Genomic DNA, 20,218 nt, shown 5'->3' with positions numbered 1-20,218 from the left:
CCGCTCCCCTTCAGGGGAGGGGTTGGGGTGGGGCGTGCGAGTCTCACGGAGACCATCGTGGGAAGGAGGCGAGGCCCCACCCCCAACCCCTCCCCTGAAGGGGAGGGGTGAAGAAATGCCCGCGTCGCGGCACCGTATCGGGAACTGTCTCATTCGTGCCGCAGCGCCTCGATCGGGTTGAGCGACGCCGCGCGGCGCGCCGGGAAATAGCCGAACACCACCCCGATCAGCGCCGAGAAGACGAAGGCGATCAGGTTGATCTTTGGATCGAAGATGAAGGGCACCTGCAGCACCGGCGCGAGGATCAGCGTCGATATCAGCGCGAGGAACAGGCCGAGCAGGCCGCCCAGGCAGGCGAGCGTCACCGCCTCGACCAGGAACTGGAGCAGCACCTCCCGCGCGACGGCGCCGATGGCGAGGCGGATGCCGATCTCGCGGGTCCGCTCGGTCACCGAGACGAGCATGATGTTCATGATGCCGATGCCACCGACCAACAGGCTGACCGCCGCCACCGCGCCGAGCAGCGAAGTGAGGATCTGGGTGGTGCCCGACAGGGTATCGCTGATCTGGCGGGTGTCGAAGATGTTGAAATCATCGTCGGCGCCCGCCGCGAGGTGGCGCCGATCGCGCAGCAGATCGCGCAGCGAGGACTGGACCTGCTGGCTGTCATAGCGATCGTCGACCGAGACCATGATCGTGCGGACGTCGCGATTGCCGGTCATCCGGCGCTGCACCGCCTTGTACGGCATCAGCACGATATCGTCCTGATCATTGCCGAAGCCGCCCTGCCCCTTGGACGCGAGCGTGCCGATGATCTCGCACGAGATATTCTTGATCCGGAAGCGCTGCCCGACCGGATCGACGCCCCGGAACAGGCGGCTGCGCACGGTGTTGCCGATGATGCACACCGCCTTGCCGGCCTGTTCCTCCGCCGCGTTGAAGGGGCGGCCGCCGGTGAAGACCCAGGGCTGGGCGACGAAATATTCCCGGTTGGTGCCGTTCACCGTGGTCGACCAGTTGGCGGCATTGAACACCGCCGTGCCGGTCGACTGGACCAGCGGGGCGACCGCCGTGACGCCGACGATCTGGGTGCGGATCGCGTCGAGATCCTCGATCTTGAAATCGGGCGGCTGCGGCCCGCCGCCGCCGCGCCCGAAGCCCTGGCCGGGGCGGACCTGCAGCACATTGGCGCCGAGGCTGGAAATCTGCGCCTTCACCGCCTGGGTGGCGCCGTTGCCGAGCGTGACCATGGTGACGACCGCCCAGACCCCGATGACGATGCCGAGGATCGTCAGGAAGGAGCGCAGCAGATGGCGCCGAATCTCGCGGATGGCGAGGAGGAAGGTGGTGGCCCACATCAGAAGCGGCCCAGCCGAATGCCGTCGCCCCGGCGGAGGCCGGGGCCGCAAGAGGCAAGGGCGCGCTTGAGCCCGTTGCGGCCCCGGCCTCCGCCGGGGCGACGATGGAGGATGATCATCACGCCTTCACCCCCTGCTTGCCATTCTCCTCGATCCGCTCGACCAGGCCGTCGCGGAAGTGGATCACGGTGTGGGCAAAGGCCGCCATGTCCGCCTCGTGCGTCACCATCAGCACGGTGATGCCGCTGTTGCGGTTGAGGTCGGTAAGCAGTTCCATGATCTCGATCGAGCGTTCGGTGTCGAGATTGCCGGTCGGTTCGTCGGCGAGGAGGACATCGGGATGGGTGACGATGGCGCGGGCGATGGCGACACGCTGCTGCTGGCCGCCCGACAACTCGGCGGGGGTATGATCCCACCATTCGGCGAGGCCGACCTTGTCGAGCGCGGCCATCGCCAGTTCGTGGCGCTTCGCCTTCTCCTCGCCGCGATAGACCAGCGGCAGCTCGACATTCTCGAGCGCGGTGGTGCGGGCGAGCAGGTTGAAGCCCTGGAAGACGAAGCCGAGATAGCGGCGGCGGAGCAGCGCGCGCTGGTCCCGCTCAAGGCTCTCGACATGGTGGCCGCGAAACAGGAACTGCCCTTCGGTCGGCACGTCGAGGCAGCCGAGGATGTTCATCGTCGTCGACTTGCCCGAACCGGACGGGCCCATCACCGCGACGAAATCGCCACGCTTGATGTCGATGTCGACGCCCTTCAGCGCGGCGAAGGCGGTCGCGCCCTCCCCGAAGACCTTGGTGATCCCGCGCAGCGAGATCAGTGTCTCGCCTATGGCGATGTCATTGCTGGGCATTGCGCCGCTGCCCGCCGCCCTGGCCGCCCCCGCCGCCGCCCGAACCGCCACCCTGACCGCCCGCCGCATATTGGCCGATCACGACCTGCGTCCCCTCGGTCAGCTTGCCGCCGACCACCTCGGCCTGGCTGCCATTGCTCTCACCGACCGTAATCTCCACCGGCTGCGGCTTGTCGCCCGCCTCGCCGACCACATAGACGGTCTGCTTGCTGCCGCGCCCGATCGCCGCCTCGCGATCGGCGCGATTGCCGCCGCGCCGCATCGGACGAGGCGCCAGCACGCTGGTCAGCCCGCCGCTGCCACCGCTGCCGGCACGCTGGCGATCGGGCGAGAAGCGCAGCGCCGCGGCGGGCACGAGCAGGACGTTCTTCTTCTCCATGGTGACGATGTCGGCGGTCGCGGTCATGCCCGGGCGGAGCAGCCCATCGGTGTTCGAGACGGTCAGCCGCGCCGTATAGGCCACCACGCCGCTGGTGCTGCCACTGGCGGTGCCCGACGAACCCGACGCGCTGGAAGTGCCGCTGCCGGTGGCGTTGGCGCCGACATCCACCCGCTCGATCGTCGCCGGGAAGGTACGGCCCGGAAAGGCATCGACGATGAAGCTGGCCTTCTGTCCCTTCTTCACCTGGCCGACATCGGCCTCGTCGACCTTCACCTCGAGCCGCATCTGGCGCAGATCCTCGGCGATGGTGAACAGCACCGGCGCGTTGAGCGAGGCGGCGACGGTCTGGCCGGGCTCGATCGAGCGCGACAGTACCTGGCCATTGACCGGCGACTTGATGAAGGCTTTGGAAAGCGCGGTCTGCGCCGAGGACAGGCTGGCCCGCGCCTGATCGACCGCGGCGCGCGCGGTGGAAACGCCGGCCGCCGCGCGGGCGGCATCGGCCCGCGCGACGTCCAGCTCGGTGGCCGAGGGCACCTTTCCGCCCGATAGTCGCCAGACCTGTTCCTGTCGTCGCAACGTGGCGCGCGCCTGCTGCGCCGTCGCCTCGGCCTGCTCAACCGAGGCCTGAGCGGAGGCCAGCCCGGCCGCTGCCTGATTCACCGCATCCTGGAGCCGCGAGGTATCGAGCCGGGCGAGCAGCTGGCCCTTCCGCACCCGGTCATTATTGTCGACATAGACATCGGTGACGGTGCCCGACTGTTCGGAGCCGACCTCGACCTGGTTGGTCGGCGCGAGATTGCCGGTCGCCGAGACGACCACGGTCAGGTCGCCGCGCTCGACCGGCCGCGTCGCATAGGCGGCCTTGTCGTCGCCGCCGAAGATCAGCCGCCAAAGGATGACCAGCACGACGAGGATGGCGAGGCCGATGCCGATGCGGCGGAACAGGGTCGCGCGCGGCGAGGTCGGCTCGACGCCGAGGAACTCGTCAAGATCCTGCTGGGGCTGCTTTTCGGGCTCGGTCATTCGGACTCTCGTTGCGGTTGGGCGGGCCTGCTGCCGCCTTCATAGGGCCCCGGCGCGGGGATCGGCGCCATCTGCCAGCCGCCGCCCAGCGCCTTGTAGAGCTGGATAGTGGCGCTGGCCCGCGCGGCGCGCGCGGCGGCGGCGGCGTCCTGGCTGGACAGCCGCGCGCGCTGGCTGTCGAGCAGCGCCTGGAAATCGATCAGGCCCGAGCGATATTGCAGCTGGGCATAGCGGTTCGAATTGTTCGCCGCCTCATAGCTGACCGCGAGATCGGCCTCGCGTCGCTCGGCGACCTCGCGGCCCTTGAGGGCGTTCTCCACCTCTTCCAGCGCGGTCAGCACCGCCTTGCGATAGGCATAATAGGCCGCGTCGGTGGCGGCACGCTGGCCAAGAATCGCGGCGCGAATCTGGCCGCCCTCGAAGATCGGCGCGGTGATGCCGGCGACGAGACTGCCAAGGCCGCTGCTGATCACATCGCCGATCGAGGTGGCCGACCCCGCGAAGCTGCCCGACAGGCGCAGCGCCGGATAGAGCTGTGCCGTCTGCACGCCGATTCGCGCGCTTTCGGCGGCGAGGGCCCGTTCGGCGCTGGCGACGTCGGGGCGGCGTTCGATCACCTGGGCGGGGATCGGCGCATCGACGCCGGGGGCGAGCGGAATCGAGGCGGGTGGATCGATCAGCGCGTTGACCGCGCCCGGCGCATCGCCGAGCAGCACGGCGATGCGATTCACCGCCGTCGCATAGTCATTCTCGATCGTCGGGATCGAGGCGGCGGTCTGGGCGCGCAGCTGGCGGGCCTGCTCGACGTCGAGACCGGAGACGAGGCCGGCCTTCTGCCGCCAGCCGACGATCTCCAGCGTGTCGTCCTGCGCGGCCAGATTCTCGCGGGCGATGCGCAGGCGAATCTGCGCGAGCCGCGCCTCGACATAATTGAGGCCGACTTCGGAGGCGATGCTGGCCTGGGTGAAGCGCAGGGTCGCCTCGCTCGCCTCGGCCGAGGCGCGGGCCGCCTCGACCTGGCGGCGCAGGCCGCCAAACAGATCGGCCTCCCACGACACGTCGAAGCCGCCGCGATAGACGGTGGTGTCACCACCACTGCCAATCGTCTGGCCGGTGGTGGGGTCGATGCGCGCGCGGCTGTCGGCGCCGATGCTGCGGCTGACCGAGGCGCTCGTCCCCACCTGCGGCAATTGCTGCCCCTGGGTGCCGCGCAGCGTGGCGCGGGCCTGCCGCAAGCGGGCGGCGGCGGCGCTGACGTCGAGATTGCCGGCAAAGGCGCGATCGACCAGCTGGGTGAGGACGGGATCCTCGAAACTTTCCCACCAGCGGGCGAGATCGACCATGTCCTGCTCGGCCGCGATCGTCGAAGCCGACTGGAACTGATCGGGTATCCGGAGATCGGACACCGAGGGCGGCCGATAGTCCGGCCCGGCATTGCAGGCCGACAGCAGCAGCAGGCCCAGCAGCATGCCGGGCCGTCCGATGTTCGCAGGGCGGTGGTCCATCCTCATCGCCGAAACTGATAGCGCCCTTTCTTGTCCGGGGATTTCACCGCTGAAACGCGGACGTCGGGCTCGCACATAATCCGCGTCGTTATGTTGTCGCAACAAGCGTGGCGCCGAGCTGGTTCCGTTTCGGCACGCTTTCAAAAATGTCATTCCCGCGCCTCGACAGCCTGCAAGGCAGGCGCTCGGCATAAACTTCGGCCCAAAAAGGCCGAAAGCGGGAACCCATGGACGGCGGCAGACAGGAGCCGAAGCGTGCCGTGACCGTGGATTCCCGCCTTCGCGGGGATGACAAAATGGGGAGCCGGGAAGGCCCGGCTCCACCGATGGTTTAGTTCAGCGCCGCGAAGGTGGCGGCCTGCTGGCCGACCAAAGTCACTTCGACGCGGCGGTTCTGCTGCCGGCCGGCGGCGATCTTGTTGTCGGCGACGGGCTGCGCCTCGCCATGGCCGACGGCGGTGATGCGGGCGCCATCGACGCCCATGCCGGCGAGCGCCGTCCGGACCGCCTGGGCGCGTGCCTCGGACAGCTGCTGGTTATAGGCATCGGCCCCTTGCGAATCGGTGTGGCCGTCGATCCGGACCTTCACCTCGGGATTCGCCTTGAGATAATGAGCGAGCGGCTGGAGGCGCTGGGCGGCGCCAGCCTTGAGATCGGCCTTGCCGGTCTCGAACACCACATCCTGAAGCACCAGCGTGGCGCCCAACTGGGTCTGCTTGAGCTGGAGATCACGCATCTCGGCCTTGAGCCGCGCGGCCTCCGCCTCGGCGGCGGCGGCATTGGCCTGGGCATTGGCGGCTGCGGCCTGCGCATCGGCAATCTGCGCATCCTTGCGCGAGGCAGCCTCGGCCTTGGCGCCCTCGACATCCTTCTTGAGCATGGCGATGCGGGCGCGGGCCCGCGCCGTCTCGATCAGCGCATCAATCTCTCCGGCGACGGCCTCGGCCTGGCCGGCCTTGTCATTGTCGAGCTTCTTGTCGAGCGTGGCGATCCGGTCCGCCGCGCGATCGAGATAGACGGCACCATATTCGGCGACGCCGGGCTCCGCGCGGGCGACCGCGATCTTCTCGCGGAACTGATCGGTGACCAGCTTGTCGGTCTTGTCGGCCAGCGCCGGGGTGGCGAGGCCGGCCAGCGCGGTGGCGCCGGCGAGGCTGAGCATGAACTTGTTCATCATCTCTCTCCTGGTCGGGCGGGTTAGTTGACGGCGACCTTGGCGCGCTCTTCCTCGAGCCCGCGCAATTCGGCGGTAGCGGTGGCGAGATCGGCGAGCGCGTCGGCCTGGAAGGCGAGCGCCTTGGCGGCGCGATCCTCGTCCTTGCGGAACTGGACATTCGCCTGTTCAAGGACGGTGCGGCTGCGATTCAGCACATCGCCCGCCTTGCCGCCGACACCCGCCTTCTCGGCGGCATCGAGCTTGGCCTTGGCGGCGGCGATGGCGACGCGCGCCTGATCCTCATCCCCGGCCAATGCGGCGCCGGGCGCGACGAGGCCCGCGAGCCCCGCAACGGCGAGGCCGGTCAGAAGCAATTTCCTCATCTGCTGTACTCCAACTGGGAATTACCGCCGCTAAGAACCGGCCTGTCCCGTTCCGGTTCCGCCACGGCATGGCTTGGCGATTGTCGAAGCCGCCGCGAAGGCGTATTCTGCGGTGCCGCAATGGAGAGGCCGAGGATGGGGACGCTGGCCAACCGCAACGCCTGGATCGCGCTGGCCGCCGCCGCGTTGCTGGCCGCGAGCGCGCACGCCGCGACGCCCGCCGATCCCGCCGCGCCCGATCAGGTGCAAGGCCGCCGCGACACGATGCAGCGGCTGACCGTGCCGGTGACGATCGATGGCGGCGGCCCTTATCATTTCGTGGTCGACACCGGCGCCGAGCGCACCGTGATATCCCGCGAGCTGGCCGACCGGCTGACGCTGGCGCCGTCCCGGCCGGTCACGGTGGTGAGCATCGCGGGGGAGGACCTGGTGGAAACCGCGATCATCCCCAGCCTGAAGCTGACCGCCGGGCGCGGCCGGATGAACGAGTTCGACGCCCCGGTGCTGGCCGGCGCGCATCTCGGCGCCGAGGGGATGCTGGGGCTCGACAGCCTGCGCAGCAAGCGCGTCGTGCTCGATTTCAAGAAGATGCACATGTCGATCAGCGAGGCGGGCGGAAGCACGCAGGGCGAGACCGACGAGATCGTCGTCACCGGCAAGCGCCGCCTGGGCCAGCTGGTGCTGGTCGACGCCGAGGCCGACGGGCAGAAGATCAGCGTGGTGATCGACACCGGATCGGCGGTGTCGATCGGCAATGACGCGCTGCGCGCCCGGCTGGCGCGCAGCGGCAAGCTGGGGCTCGTCATCCCGATCAGCATCACCAGCGTCACCGGCGAGGAGACCCCCGCCGACTATAGCTCGATCCGCAAGATCCGGATCGGCGGGGTCAATCTCGACAATATGCCGATTGCCTTCGCCGATGCCGGCATCTTCCACCATCTCGGCCTCGACCGGCGGCCGGCGCTGTTGCTGGGCATGGACGCGCTGAAGCTGTTCGACCGGGTGTCGATCGACTTCGTCAATCGCAACGTCCGCTTCCTGCTGCCCGGCGACGCCTTCCTCACGGCGCCGCGCATGGCCAGCCTGACCGCCGGCCGGGGCTGAACCGGCGGCTCTGGACGCCGCCCGAATCCGCGCTACTTTGCGGCCATAACTCGCGAGGAGCCTTCCGATGCGCGCCCTTTCCAAAGCCCTGAGCCTGATTGCCGCCCTCACCCTGCCCGCCGCCGCGCAGGCCGCGCTCGCGGTGGGGGCCAAGGCGCCCGCCTTCGACACGCGCGCCGCGGTCGCCGGCAAGGATTTCGACTTCAACCTCGCCAAGGCGCTGAAGAAGGGGCCGGTGGTGCTCTATTTCTTCCCGAAGGTGTTCACCAAGGGCTGCACGATCGAGGCGAACCGCTTCTCCGAAGCGGCCGACATGTTCAACAAGCTTGGCGCGACCGTGGTGGGGGTATCCGCCGACCCGATCGAGGAAGTGCGGAAATTCTCGATCGAGGAATGCCGCAACAAATTCGCGGTGGGCGTCGCGACGCCGGCGATGATCAAGGATTATGACGCCGCGCTGATCATGACCGGGCTGACCGGGCGCAGCAACCGCACCTCCTATGTCATCGCGCCCGACGGCAAGATCATCTTCAGCTACACGGCAATGAGCCCCGAAGGCCATGTCACCGGCACGCTGGATGCGGTGAAGGCGTGGAAGGCCAGGCACTGAGACGACACGCCGGCCTTCCGGTCGCGGCGCTGCTGCTGGGGGCGGCGGGCACCGTCCCCGCCCAGCCCGACCGGGCGGCGATCCTCGCCGATCTCGACGCGCGGCTGCTGGCCGGCGGCAGCGCCACCCGGACGCTGGAAGGTTGGTGCCGCGAGCATCGGCTGGCGGCCGATCCGCGCATCACCGCCGAGCGGGTCGGCGGCGTCGACAAGCCGATCTCCGCCGAACAGCGCGCCCGGCTGGGCATCGGCGCCGAGGAGCCGGTGCGCTATCGCCATGTCCGGCTGCGCTGCGGCAAGCGCATCCTGTCCGAAGCCGACAACTGGTATGTGCCGTCGCGGCTGAGCCCGGCGATGAACGCCGCGCTCGACGGCAGCGACATACCCTTCGGCACGGCGGTCGCGCCGCTCGGCATCGGCCGGCGCACGCTTTCGACCGAGATGCTGTGGCAGCCCGGCACCCTGCCGGTTCCCGCCGAGCTGATCCGCCACCGCGCGATCGTACATGACCGGACGGGGCGGCCGATCGCAGAAGTGGCCGAGACCTATCGGGCGCCGCTGCTGGATTTCGTGACACCATAGATTTTTTGCGATGGCGGGCCGTTGGCAGCCGCGCCCGCGCTTCCTAGATCATGGTCCAATCCGTCGTCCCGGCGGAGGCCGGGCCGCCACGACATGTGCGACGACGTGCCCGCCGGAGCCGCGTGCGGCCCCGGCCTCCGCCTGGGCGACGACGATACCGATAGGAACGCCATGGCCCTGCCCTTTCGCCTCTCCGTGCTCGACCAGTCCCCCGTCGCCGAGGAGATGACCGCGGCCGAGGCGGTGCGCAACACGCTCGACCTGGCCCGCACCGCCGACGCGCTGGGCTATGACCGCTACTGGATGGCCGAGCATCATGCCTCGGCCGGAATCGTCGGGGTGGCGCCCGAGGTGCTGATCGGACCGGTGGCGCTGGCCACGAAACGCATCAGGGTGGGATCGGGCGGGATCATGCTGCCGCACTTCTCCCCCTTCAAGATCGCCGAGACCTTCCGCCTGCTGGGCGCGATCGCGCCGGGGCGCATCGACCTGGGGCTGGGCCGCGCGCCGGGATCGGACCAGCGCACCGCCTATGCGCTGCAGCGCGACCGATCGCGCCGCATCCCTTCCGACGACTTTCCCAATCATGTCGCCGAGCTGCTGGGCTATCTTTCGGACAGCCTGCCCGAGGATCATGTGTTCGCGCCGCTGGCCCGAACCCTGCCCGACGGGACGCTGGGATCGCCCGATCCCTGGATGCTCGGCTCCTCGCCCGACAGCGCGCGCTGGGCGGGCGAACTCGGGCTGCCCTATTGCATCGCCGACTTCATCAATTCGAACGGGGTGCCGCTGGCCGACATCTATCGCCGCAGCTTCCAGCCGTCGCGCTGGGCAGCGGAGCCGCATGTCATGGTCGCGAGCTGGGCGATCGCCGCCACCGACCGCGAAGAGGCCGAATCGCTGACGCTGTCGTCGATGATGATGTTCGCGCATCTGATCCGCGGGCAGACGATCGCGGTCCCCTCGGTCGAAAAGGCACGGGCCTGGCTGGCCGACAATCCGCAGACCAGCCCGCGCGACCGGCGGATGCTGCTGGGCGACGGCCGCGCGGTGCGGGGCCAGATCGAGGAGGTCGCCGCGCTCTACGGGGCGCAGGAGGTGATGCTGGTCAACATCATGCACGAGCATGACAAGCGCCGCCGCTCCTATGAGCTGGTCGCCGAGGCGTTCGGAATGGTGGGGACGGCGGCGGCGGCCTGATCCACGGCGTGGCCCCGGCGGAGGCCGGGGCCGCCATGATATTCACTATGGCGTCGCCGCAAGAGCCGCTTGCGGCCCCGGCCTCCGCCGGCGCGACGACGATGATGTCGTTCGTCAGAAAACCGGCGGGCCGCCGCACGGGCGGCCCGCCGCTTGGAGGTCAGCGCGCGCCGACCGTCAGGTGCGACGGGGTCGCCATCGCCAGCTGGCCGTTGGCCGAGGCGATCGCGTCCGAGGCGAGCCGGGCGGCCTGCCGCTCGGTCGTATAGTTGCAGGCGGCATCGTCCGCGCACACCGCGCGCACCGCTTTCTTCATCCGCGCGTGCAGCGCGACCTTGCCGTTCGCCTTTCTGAGGTCGAGATCGGCGACGTTGACGCTGGCCGTCCGGGAAAGCCCGTCCGCGCCCGACACGGCGATATCGTCGGCATAGGCCGCCGACGACAGGCCCACCGCGCAGGCAAGCGCGAGAAGCGCATATCTGGTCATATTCACATCTCCTGCTGGCGCGGCCCTTGTCGGCGGAACCTACGCCCTACTCGTCATGCCCGGCCACGTTGGACCGTGCAGCAAGCTGGGGCTTGCGCGCCCCATATAGTCTTGTTGCGCTCTCGCGACAATGGCGGAAATCCGCCATTTTTTGCGGCAGCGCACCCTCGCGGACGCAGCATTGTCATTGGTTACAAATGCACTCAGGACAATCGCCTGATCAGCGCCCGCGCCGCATCCGGATTCCGCTCCTTCGCGCCGGCGATGAAGAAGACGAAAACGTCGCGGCCCGCGGCCGTTTCGGGCGGGGGCGCAGCATAAGGCAGATCGGCGGGCGCCTTTCCGGCCATCCAGTCACGCGCCACGGACGCCCAGCGGTCGAGTTCCCGATCGGGATAGCCTGTCGGCACGTCGCTGCGGCTTTGCTGCAGCCGGGCATAGACGAAGGGCGCGGTGAGATCGGCTATCATCGGATGGACATCGTCATGCGCGAAGACGATCGCGCAGCCATGGTCGCGCGCCAGGCCGACGAACTCCGGACAGACGAAGCTTTCGTGCCGGACCTCCAGCGCGTGACGCAGCTTCACCCCCTCCTGCTCGGACGGAAGCAGCTTCAGGAAGGCCCCGAAATCGGCAGGATCGAACCGCTTGGTCGCCGCGAATTGCCAGAGGATCGGGCCGAGCCCGGAGCCGAGTTCGGCGAGCCCCTGTCCGAGGAATTTGCCGATCGACTCCCCCGCCTCGGCGAGCACGCGGCGATTGGTGCAGAAACGCGACGCCTTTACCGAGAAGACGAAGCCATCGGGCACCGCCCCCGCCCATTTCGCCCAGGTCTCGCGCTTCTGGGTGCTGTAGAAGGTGCCGTTGATCTCGATCGCGGTCAGCTGGCGGCTGGCATATTCCAGCTCGCGGGCATGGGCGAGGCCCTTGGGATAGAAATTGTCGCGCCACGGTTCATAGGTCCAGCCGCCAATGCCGACATAGGCCCTGCCCTGATCCGCCATCAGAAGCTGGCCCCGTCGACCTTCTGGATCTCCAGCGCGGCGATGTCCGCCTCCGGCACGCAGCGCAGGTTGATCGCCGCCATCCTGGAGCCATCGGGCGCGGTGCCGATCGCGAAGCTCTGCGTCCCGCAGGTGGTGCAGAAGCGGTGCTCGATCTTGTGCTTGTAGAAGTGGTAGCTCCGCAGATCATCCTCACCGCGCTGGAGGGTGAACCGGTCGATCGGGAAGAAGGCGAGCAGGAAGCCCTTGCGCCTGCAATGCGAGCAGTTGCACTGCATCGCCTTGGCCGGCAGGTCGGCGTCGACCGCATAGGCCACCTTGCCGCAGTGGCAGCTTCCTTCGAAAGCCATGGTCATCCCCTCTCTTTCAAACCCCGTCATTCCCGCGCCGGCGGGCATCCACGGTCACGGAACGATGGAACCGGCACCGGACGCCGTCCATGGAGTCCCGCCTGCGCGGGACTGACGATGACGGGGCAGCCTTTTCACGCCTCCACGATGGCCGTGAAGCCGCCGTAGATCATCCGCTTCCCATCGAACGGCATGGTGGCCATGTCGGCCTTCATCCGCTCGTCCTCCATCACCTTCTTCATGCATTCGTCGCGCACGGCCCGCGAGGGATAGGTGATCCAGGAGAAGACCACGACCTCGTCCTCCTCCGCCATCACCGCGCGGGGGAAGCTGGTGAGCTCTCCATAGGGAACGTCGTCGGCCACCGCTTCGACATAGCCGGTCGCGCCATATTCGAACCACACGCCCTTCGCCTTCTCGGCCAGCGCCTTATAGTCGTCGAGCCTGTCCTTCTTCACCGCAAGTATGAAACCGTCGACATAGGTCATGGCATCTCTCCTTGGTTCACCCGGCAGGATAACGCAGCCGGCATGACGAGGACGAACGCGTTCGCAGCAATCCTACACGGTGCGGCGCGCATATCCATCGGCCGATCGGCTTTCGACCAGATCGGCGAGCGATCGCACCGCCGGACGGTCGCGCAGCGCCGCCGCATCGGCATGCGCGCCGAACAGCAGGCCGATGTCTCGGGTGAAGGGAAAATCGGCGAGGCGCGGGCGGGCGACGCCGGGCGCGGCGAAGCAATCGGGCATGACCGTGACGCCCAGGCCGGCGCGGACGAGGCGCAACGCGCGATCGTCGCTGGTCGTGCGCGCGGCGAAGAAGGGGCGGACGCCGCGCGCGGTGAAATAGCGGCTGGTATCCGACAGCAGCTCGCAATGGCGGCGCACCAGCATCGTCTCGCCCGCCAGCTCGGCGCCGTCGATCAGGTCGCGCCGCGCGAGCGGATGGCCGGCCGGCATCGCCAGCGCATAGCCCTCGGTCATCAGCCGTTCCGACGCGAAGCGGACATCGTCGCGGATGATGCTCAAGGCGATATCGAGACTGCCGCGCGCCAGCCGTTCGGCCAGTTCGCGCTCGCGCCCCTCGACGAACTCGATCCGCTCGGCGATGCCCGCCTCGTGCAGGCCCGCCACATAATCCTCGATCCAGGCCGCCGGGATCGAGGCGAGGACGCCGAGCCGCAGGCTCTGCGGCGCCGGCGTCTCGTGCACCGCGCGTTCGGCGGCGGCGAACTCCGCCTCGATGCGGCGGGCATGGTCGGCCAGATGGACCGCCGCCGCCGTCAGTTCGACGCGCCGGTTGGTGCGGATGAACAAGGGGCGACCGAGCAGCGTTTCGAGCTTGGCGATCCCGGCCGACAGGGTCGGCTGCGAGACGTTGCACGCGGCGGCCGCCTTTGAGAAATTGCCCTGGTCGATCACCGCCAGGAAATAACGGAGGAGATAGCGGTCGATCATAGATACCGTCTATGGTGTTCCCGTATATCTTTCAATTTTTCTTATAATGCGACTTGATTTATCGAGGCGCCAGGTTTTTTCGGAGAGGCCGGCATGGCAGATTTCGATTTCGCGCTCGGCGAGATGGCTGATGCGATCCGCGACACCACGGCGCGCTTCGCCGCCGACCGCATCGCCCCGCTGGCGGCCCGGATCGACGCCGAGGACTGGTTCCCGCGCGAGATATGGCCCGAAATGGGCGCGCTGGGCCTGCACGGCATCACCGTCGATGAGGCCGATGGCGGCCTGGGCCTGGGCTATCTGGAACATGTCGTGGCGCAGGAGGAGGTGGCGCGTGCCTCAGCCTCGATCGGGCTGAGTTATGGCGCGCATTCCAACCTGTGCGTCAACCAGATCCGCCGCTGGGCAACCCCCGAGCAGAAGGCACGCTATCTGCCCAGGCTGATCTCCGGCGAGCATGTCGGCAGCCTCGCCATGTCCGAGGCGGGCGCGGGGTCGGACGTCGTGTCGATGAAGCTGCGCGCCGAGAAGGTGGGCGACCGCTATATCCTGAACGGCACCAAATTCTGGATCACCAACGCCCTCTATGCCGACACGCTGGTCGTGTACGCGAAGACCGGGGAGGGATCGCGCGGCATCACCACCTTCCTGATCGAGAAGGATTTCAAGGGCTTCTCGATCGGCCAGAAGATCGACAAGGTCGGGATGCGCGGCAGCCCGACCGCCGAACTGGTGTTCGACGATTGCGAGGTTCCCGAAGAGAATGTGATGGGCCCGGTGGGCGGCGGTGTCGGCGTGCTGATGTCCGGCCTCGACTATGAGCGGACGGTGCTCGCCGGCATTCAGCTGGGCATCATGCAGGCCTGCCTCGACACCGTGCTGCCCTATGTGCGCGAGCGCAAGCAGTTCGGCCAGCCGATCGGCGCCTTCCAGCTGATGCAGGCCAAGGTGGCGGACATGTATGTCGCGCTGAATTCGGCGCGCGCCTATGTCTATGCGGTGGCGCGCAACTGCGACGCCGGGCGGACCACCCGCTTCGACGCGGCCGGCGCGATCCTGCTGGCCAGCGAGAATGCGGTGAAGGTGGCCAACGAGGCCGTCCAGGCGCTGGGCGGCGCGGGATACACCAAGGACTGGCCGGTGGAGCGCTATATGCGCGACGCCAAGCTGCTCGACATCGGCGCGGGGACCAACGAAATCCGGCGGATGCTGATCGGCCGCGAGGTGATCGGGGCATGACCCGGCTGTCGACCATGGCCGACCCCGCCTCCGAGGGTTTCGCTGCCAACGCCGCACACAACCGGGCGCTGGCCGAGGAGCTGCGGGAGAAGGTTGCGACGGCCGCGCTGGGCGGATCGGAGGCGCATCGCGAACGCCATGTCGCGCGCGGCAAGCTGCTGCCGCGCGACCGGGTCCACCGGCTGCTAGACGCCGGATCACCCTTCCTCGAGATCGGCCAGCTTGCCGCTAACGGGATGTACGACAAGGACGGCGGACCGCCCGGCGCGGGGGTGATCGCCGGGATCGGGCTGGTGCGCGGGCGCCATTGCATGATCCTGGCCAACGACCCGACGGTGAAGGGCGGCGCCTATTTCCCGATGACGGTGAAGAAGCATCTTCGCGCGCAGGAGATAGCGCGCGAGAACCGGCTTCCCTGCATCTATCTGGTCGATTCGGGCGGCGCCAACCTGCCCCACCAGGCCGAGGTGTTCCCCGATCGCGACCATTTCGGCCGCATCTTCTTCAACCAGGCGCAGATGTCCGCCGAGGGCATCCCCCAGATCGCCTGCGTGATGGGAAGCTGCACCGCCGGCGGCGCCTATGTGCCCGCCATGTCCGATGAGACGGTGATCGTCCGCGAACAGGGCACGATCTTCCTGGCCGGGCCGCCGCTGGTGAAGGCCGCGACCGGCGAGGTGATCAGCGCCGAGGATCTGGGCGGCGGCGACCTGCACGCCCGCAAGTCCGGCGTGGTCGACCATCTCGCCGAGAATGACGAGCATGCGCTGCTGATCGTCCGCGACATCGTCGCGACCCTGCCGCCACCCTCTCCCGCCACCGTCAACATGGCGGCCGCGAAGCCGCCGCTGTTCGACCCGGCCGAACTGTACGGCATCGTGCCGCAGGACGTGCGCGCGCCCTATGACGTGCATGAGGTGATCGCGCGGATCGTCGACGGATCGGAACTGCACGAGTTCAAGCCGCTCTACGGCACCACCCTGGTCTGCGGCTTCGCGCATATCTGGGGCCAGCCGGTGGCGATCCTGGCCAACAATGGCGTGATATTCTCCGAAAGCGCGCTGAAGGGCGCGCATTTCATCGAACTCGCCTGCCAGCGGCGGGTGCCGCTGCTGTTCCTCCAGAATGTCTCGGGCTTCATGGTCGGCGGCAAATATGAGGCCGAGGGCATCGCCCGGAACGGCGCCAAGCTGGTGACGGCGGTGGCGACCGCCTCCGTCCCCAAGATCACGGTGCTGATCGGCGGCAGCTTCGGCGCCGGCAATTATGGCATGTGCGGGCGCGCTTATCAGCCGCGCTTCCTGTTCAGCTGGCCGAACAGCCGGATCAGCGTGATGGGCGGCGAGCAGGCCGCATCGGTGCTGGCCACCGTCCACCGCGACGCCGACAAGTGGAGCCCCGAGGAAGCCGAGGCCTTCAAGGCGCCGATCCGCCAGAGGTACGAGGACGAGGGCAATCCCTATCACGCCACCGCCCGGATGTGGGACGACGGGATCATCGACCCCGCCCAGACCCGCGACGTGCTGGGCCTGGCACTGGCGGCGACGCTGAACGCACCGATCCCGGAACGGGCGCAGTTCGGCGTGTTCAGGATGTGATGGTGATGAGTCGCGATATCGAGGGCTCGAACCCCTTCCGTCCAGCCTCATCCGTCACCCCAGCGAAGGCTGGGGTCCATGTCTCTCGTCACCCGAGATGGCATCTGGAAAGGCAACAGACATGGATGCCAGTCTTCGCTGGCATGACGACCGAGGAGAAGGCGTCGTGATCAAATCCCTCCTCATCGCCAATCGTGGCGAGATTGCCCGGCGGATCATCCGTACCGCGCGCAAGATGGGCATACGCACCGTCGCGGTGCATTCGGATGTCGATGCCGGCATGCCGTTCGTGCGCGAGGCGGACGAGGCCGTGTGCATCGGGCCGGCGCCGGCGCGCGAATCCTATCTGGTGCAGGCGAAGATCCTCGACGCGGCGAAGGCAACGGGCGCCGAGGCGATCCATCCCGGCTATGGCTTCCTGTCCGAAAATGCCGAGTTCGCGGAAGCCGTCGAGGCGGCCGGGCTGGTGTGGGTCGGGGCGCCGCCGCATTCGATCCGGGCGATGGGGCTGAAGGACGCCGCCAAGAAGCTGATGGTGGAGGCCGGCGTGCCCGTCACCCCCGGCTATATGGGCGAGAACCAGGACCCGGCCCATCTGAAGGCCGAAGCCGACAAGATCGGCTATCCGGTGCTGATCAAGGCGGTCGCGGGCGGCGGCGGCAAGGGGATGCGCAAGGTCGATGCCCCCGGGGACTTCGCCGATGCGCTGGTCTCCTGCCAGCGCGAGGCGGCCTCGTCGTTCGGCGACGACCGGGTGCTGATCGAGAAGTATATCCTTGGCCCCCGGCACATCGAGGTGCAGGTGTTCGGCGACCGGCACGGCAATGTCGTCCATCTGTTTGAGCGCGACTGCTCGCTCCAGCGCCGCCACCAGAAAGTGATCGAGGAAGCCCCCGCCCCCGGCATGGACGCGGCCACCCGCGCCGCCGTCTGCGAGGCGGCGGTAAAGGCGGCGTTGGCGGTGGACTATGTCGGCGCCGGGACGATCGAGTTCATCGCCGACGCCTCCGAAGGGCTGCGCGCCGACCGCATCTGGTTCATGGAGATGAACACCCGGCTGCAGGTCGAGCATCCCGTGACCGAGGCGATCACCGGCCAGGATCTGGTCGAATGGCAGCTGCGCGTCGCATCGGGCGAGCCGCTGCCGAAGAAGCAGGAACAGCTGTCGATCAACGGCTGGGCGATGGAGGCCCGGCTCTATGCCGAGAACCCGTCGAACGGCTTCCTGCCCTCGACCGGCCCGCTCCTGCGGCTGAAGCTGCCGCGCGGCATCCGCGTCGACAGCGGGGTGGAGGAAGGGGGCGAGGTATCGCCCTTCTACGATCCGATGATCGCCAAGCTGATCGTCGCGGCGCCGAGCCGGCCGGCAGCGGCGGCCAAGCTCGCCCAGGCGGCACGGCGGGTGGAGGTGTGGCCGGTCAGGACCAATGCGGCCTTTCTGGCGCGCGCGGCCGACGATCCCGACTTCGTCGCGGGCCATATCGACACGGGCTTCATCGAGCGCCATGCCGAGCGTCTTGTGCCCGCGGCCGAGCCTTCGCCAGTGGTCCAGCAGGCCGCCGCTCGCGCGCTGCTGCCCGAGGCGACCGATGCCTGGACGAGCCTGAGCGGCTTTCGCGCCAATGCCGCGCCCGACCGCCGGGTCGAGGTCGAGATTGCGGGCCATGCCCATCTCGTCACCATCGACGACAGCGAATTGCGGGCCCGCGACCATGATGTCGGGTCCGAGCGTCTGCTGTTCCTGGACGGCGAAGCCTGGCCGATCGACGAGCCCCGCGCCGACCATGCCGGCGGCGGGGGTGGCGTATCCGACGGGACGCTGCTGGCGCCGATGCCGGGCAAGGTGATCGCGGTCGAGGTGGCCGAGGGCGACCACGTTAGCCGGGGCCAGAAGCTGCTGGTGCTGGAAGCGATGAAGATGGAACAGGCGATGCTCGCACCGTTCGACGGCGTGGTCGCCGAACTCAAGGCCGCCGTGGGCGCGCAGGTGAGCGAGGGCACCGTGCTGGCGCGGGTGGAAAAGGCGGAGGACTGAGCTCTAGCCTCCCCCATCCGGACCGGGCCGCCCGTTCGCCCGACATGACCCCGCCTTCGCCGCGATGGCGACTGTAAACGATTGTCGCCTCCGGGAATTGGCCGGCTTCTATGCGCCGCGATGATCCGATAAGGATCGAGGCCGAGGGGTTTGACCGGGGGGGACGACGAGTGAAGAGGGCAAGAACGGGCGCTCTGCTGGCGCTGGCACTGCTGGGTGGATGCGGCAAGGCACCGAAAGGACAGGTGCTCGCGATCGTCAACGGCCGCGAAATCACCGCGCAGCAACTGGATGCCGAGATGCGGGACATGACGATCCCGGCGACGATCGACCGGCGGATGCTGACGCGGGTCGTGCTGCAGGGCGTGATCGACCGCGACCTGCAGGTCGAGGAGGCGCGGCGCCAGGACCTCGATGACACGCCCGAATATCGCGCGCAGCTGAAGCGGCGCGAGGAGGAACTGCTGGTGAGCATGCTCGGCCAGAAGGCGGTGCAGACCGTGCCGATGCCGGCCGACGAGGATATCCGCAACTATATCGCGGCCCATCCGCTGCAGTTCGCCCGGCGGCAGCGGCTGCTGTTCGAGCGGATCAGCTTCACGCCGCCGAAGGATGTCGCCCGGCTGCGGGCGGCGATCGAAGCCGCCCCGACGCTGGAGGCCGCGGCCGGCATCCTGCAATCGATGGCCATCGCGGGTGAACGGGGCCAGGGCGCGATCGACACCGCCCAGATCGACCCCGACCTGGCCGCCAAGCTGGACAAGACACCCGCGGGCAAGCCGGTGCTGCTGCCGCAGGGCGACCTGCTGGCGGTGGCCGCGATCACCGGCCGCGAGCCGATCGCGACGCCCCCCGCCGAGGCCCGCCTCACCGCCGCCCGGGGCGTGCGCGCCGAGGACCTGCTGCATGAGAGCCAGGCGCAGGTGGCAGCGGCGCGCGCCAAGGCGGAAATCCAGTATGAGCCAGGCTGGGCGCCGGACAAGATGGCGCGCTGATCGGTTCTGACGGGATTTTGGAGCGGGCGAACGGAATCGAACGACATCATTCTTGGCTTCGAGCTTCAGTTTGACAGCGTCAGGCCGCGTCAGTGATTCCTGATGCGATCATGTTTGAGCCCCGACGGCGATCCGCTATGACTCTCGTTGGGAGACGTCATGGCTGAACTGGTAGAAAATTGTCCGAGATGCGGCGCCGATCAAATCACATTTGACGTGCTCGCTGATTCGATGGTCGATGAAGAATATGGGTGGCAGTCCCATCACGAGATTTTCTCGGTGTGCCGGCGGTGTGGTCGTGCGACGATATTCTTTGTGAAGTTGGCCGATCCAAATCATCAGAGATTGTTCCGAGAACGGAATAGCATTCTGACCAAGGTGCAGATCGTGAACGACTACTTTAAGGAGAGGCGTCCGGTCACGATCCGCGACACCCAAGGCGTCCCGTCACCTGCCCTCATTCCGGCGAATATTGCAGCCATTTTTAACGAAGGAGCATCTTCATTAGCAGGGGGCTGTCATAATGCAGCCGGTGCGATGTTCCGGCTATGTGTGGACCTCGCGACGAAAGGCTTCTTACCCGAAAGAGAAGAAGACATTGCCGCTCCGCCGAACAGAAATGAGCGCGAGAAACTTGCCTTTCGATTACAGTGGTTGTTTCGGCATCATTTGATTCCGGCAGACTTAGAAGAGTTGGCTGCTTGCATCCGTGAAGATGGGAATGACGGTGCACACGAAGGAAATTTGACGCAGGCCGAAGCGGAAGATCTCTTAGACTTCACTATTGTCCTGCTCGAACGAATTTACACTGAGCCTGGACGCGTCGCCGCGGCACGACAGCGCCGACTTGAACGTCACAATCCACCTTGAGCCGATGCGCTCAGATAATTGCAGC

General features: G+C 67.8%; 20 protein-coding genes. 9 read left to right on the top strand and 11 right to left on the bottom strand.

The annotated features are described in order from the left end of the window. Positions 1-149 precede the first annotated feature (149 nt). The 6 genes from CMV14_RS04250 to CMV14_RS04225 form a co-directional block, all read right to left on the bottom strand. Entirely contained in the window at positions 150-1,358 is a 1,209-nt protein-coding gene (locus tag CMV14_RS04250; protein ID WP_066959472.1) for an ABC transporter permease, read from the bottom strand. Positions 1,359-1,476: 118 nt separating this feature from the next. Next, entirely contained in the window at positions 1,477-2,208 is a 732-nt protein-coding gene (locus CMV14_RS04245) for an ABC transporter ATP-binding protein (RefSeq protein WP_066959730.1), read from the bottom strand. Beyond that, complete coding sequence (locus CMV14_RS04240) at positions 2,195-3,616, bottom strand: efflux RND transporter periplasmic adaptor subunit (RefSeq protein WP_066959474.1); 1,422 nt, start codon at positions 3,614-3,616, stop codon at positions 2,195-2,197. The genes CMV14_RS04245 and CMV14_RS04240 overlap by 14 nt, the downstream gene beginning before the upstream one ends. Beyond that, positions 3,613-5,121, bottom strand: coding sequence for an efflux transporter outer membrane subunit (locus CMV14_RS04235; RefSeq protein ID WP_238147186.1), 1,509 nt, complete (start codon positions 5,119-5,121; stop codon positions 3,613-3,615). Before CMV14_RS04235 ends, CMV14_RS04240 begins: the two co-directional genes overlap by 4 nt. 331 nt (positions 5,122-5,452) lie before the next feature. Continuing rightward, positions 5,453-6,295: an OmpA family protein gene (locus CMV14_RS27370; protein ID WP_139114672.1), complete on the bottom strand. Its 843-nt coding sequence runs from the start codon at positions 6,293-6,295 to the stop codon at positions 5,453-5,455. Between the two features lie 23 nt (positions 6,296-6,318). After that, positions 6,319-6,660, bottom strand: coding sequence for a hypothetical protein (locus CMV14_RS04225; RefSeq protein ID WP_066959480.1), 342 nt, complete (start codon positions 6,658-6,660; stop codon positions 6,319-6,321). Positions 6,661-6,795: 135 nt separating this feature from the next. On the opposite strand from CMV14_RS04225, the gene CMV14_RS04220 reads away from it, so the two are divergent. The 4 genes from CMV14_RS04220 (at position 6,796) to CMV14_RS04205 (ending at position 10,155) form a co-directional block, all read left to right on the top strand. Further along, positions 6,796-7,764 (top strand): retroviral-like aspartic protease family protein, encoded by a 969-nt coding sequence (locus tag CMV14_RS04220; RefSeq protein WP_096367672.1) that lies wholly within the window; start codon positions 6,796-6,798, stop codon positions 7,762-7,764. Positions 7,765-7,831: 67 nt separating this feature from the next. Further along, complete coding sequence (locus tag CMV14_RS04215) at positions 7,832-8,374, top strand: peroxiredoxin (RefSeq protein ID WP_066959485.1); 543 nt, start codon at positions 7,832-7,834, stop codon at positions 8,372-8,374. Next, the gene (locus CMV14_RS04210; protein WP_066959488.1) at positions 8,356-8,955 is read left to right on the top strand and encodes a hypothetical protein; all 600 of its coding nucleotides are present in this window, start codon (positions 8,356-8,358) and stop codon (positions 8,953-8,955) included. The genes CMV14_RS04215 and CMV14_RS04210 overlap by 19 nt, the downstream gene beginning before the upstream one ends. A 171-nt stretch (positions 8,956-9,126) precedes the next feature. Further along, a complete protein-coding gene (locus tag CMV14_RS04205) occupies positions 9,127-10,155 on the top strand; it encodes an LLM class flavin-dependent oxidoreductase (RefSeq protein WP_066959733.1) in 1,029 nt (342 codons plus the stop codon). A gap of 160 nt (positions 10,156-10,315) precedes the next feature. On the opposite strand, the gene CMV14_RS04200 is transcribed toward CMV14_RS04205, so the two are convergent. The 5 genes from CMV14_RS04200 to CMV14_RS04180 all read right to left on the bottom strand — a co-directional run bounded on the left by CMV14_RS04200 (position 10,316) and on the right by CMV14_RS04180 (position 13,456). Further along, positions 10,316-10,642: a UrcA family protein gene (locus CMV14_RS04200; RefSeq protein ID WP_066959490.1), complete on the bottom strand. Its 327-nt coding sequence runs from the start codon at positions 10,640-10,642 to the stop codon at positions 10,316-10,318. A gap of 203 nt (positions 10,643-10,845) precedes the next feature. Further along, on the bottom strand, positions 10,846-11,646 hold the full coding sequence (locus tag CMV14_RS04195) for a DUF72 domain-containing protein (RefSeq protein ID WP_066959492.1): 801 nt from the start codon (positions 11,644-11,646) through the stop codon (positions 10,846-10,848). Further along, positions 11,646-11,996 carry a GFA family protein gene (locus CMV14_RS04190; protein ID WP_066959736.1) on the bottom strand — a complete coding sequence of 117 codons (351 nt, stop codon included), beginning with the start codon at positions 11,994-11,996 and terminating at the stop codon, positions 11,646-11,648. Before CMV14_RS04190 ends, CMV14_RS04195 begins: the two co-directional genes overlap by 1 nt. Before the next feature lie 134 nt (positions 11,997-12,130). Continuing rightward, positions 12,131-12,484 (bottom strand): DUF1428 domain-containing protein, encoded by a 354-nt coding sequence (locus tag CMV14_RS04185; protein ID WP_066959494.1) that lies wholly within the window; start codon positions 12,482-12,484, stop codon positions 12,131-12,133. 72 nt (positions 12,485-12,556) lie between these two features. Then, entirely contained in the window at positions 12,557-13,456 is a 900-nt protein-coding gene (locus CMV14_RS04180; RefSeq protein WP_066959495.1) for a LysR family transcriptional regulator, read from the bottom strand. A gap of 93 nt (positions 13,457-13,549) precedes the next feature. On the opposite strand from CMV14_RS04180, the gene CMV14_RS04175 reads away from it, so the two are divergent. From CMV14_RS04175 to CMV14_RS26990, 5 genes are all read left to right on the top strand, one after another. After that, complete coding sequence (locus tag CMV14_RS04175) at positions 13,550-14,695, top strand: acyl-CoA dehydrogenase family protein (protein ID WP_066959497.1); 1,146 nt, start codon at positions 13,550-13,552, stop codon at positions 14,693-14,695. Continuing rightward, positions 14,692-16,293 (top strand): carboxyl transferase domain-containing protein, encoded by a 1,602-nt coding sequence (locus tag CMV14_RS04170; protein ID WP_066959499.1) that lies wholly within the window; start codon positions 14,692-14,694, stop codon positions 16,291-16,293. The genes CMV14_RS04175 and CMV14_RS04170 overlap by 4 nt, the downstream gene beginning before the upstream one ends. Before the next feature lie 166 nt (positions 16,294-16,459). Beyond that, the gene (locus CMV14_RS04165) at positions 16,460-18,328 is read left to right on the top strand and encodes an acetyl/propionyl/methylcrotonyl-CoA carboxylase subunit alpha (RefSeq protein WP_066959739.1); all 1,869 of its coding nucleotides are present in this window, start codon (positions 16,460-16,462) and stop codon (positions 18,326-18,328) included. Between the two features lie 170 nt (positions 18,329-18,498). Beyond that, positions 18,499-19,323 (top strand): peptidyl-prolyl cis-trans isomerase, encoded by an 825-nt coding sequence (locus CMV14_RS04160; protein ID WP_066959501.1) that lies wholly within the window; start codon positions 18,499-18,501, stop codon positions 19,321-19,323. 159 nt (positions 19,324-19,482) lie between these two features. Beyond that, on the top strand, positions 19,483-20,193 hold the full coding sequence (locus CMV14_RS26990; RefSeq protein ID WP_202820880.1) for a DUF4145 domain-containing protein: 711 nt from the start codon (positions 19,483-19,485) through the stop codon (positions 20,191-20,193). The last annotated feature ends 25 nt before the right edge of the window (positions 20,194-20,218 follow it).

This window comes from Rhizorhabdus dicambivorans, assembly GCF_002355275.1.
Taxonomy (GTDB): domain Bacteria; phylum Pseudomonadota; class Alphaproteobacteria; order Sphingomonadales; family Sphingomonadaceae; genus Rhizorhabdus; species Rhizorhabdus dicambivorans.
This window is presented reverse-complemented; position numbering and strand designations above follow the sequence as displayed.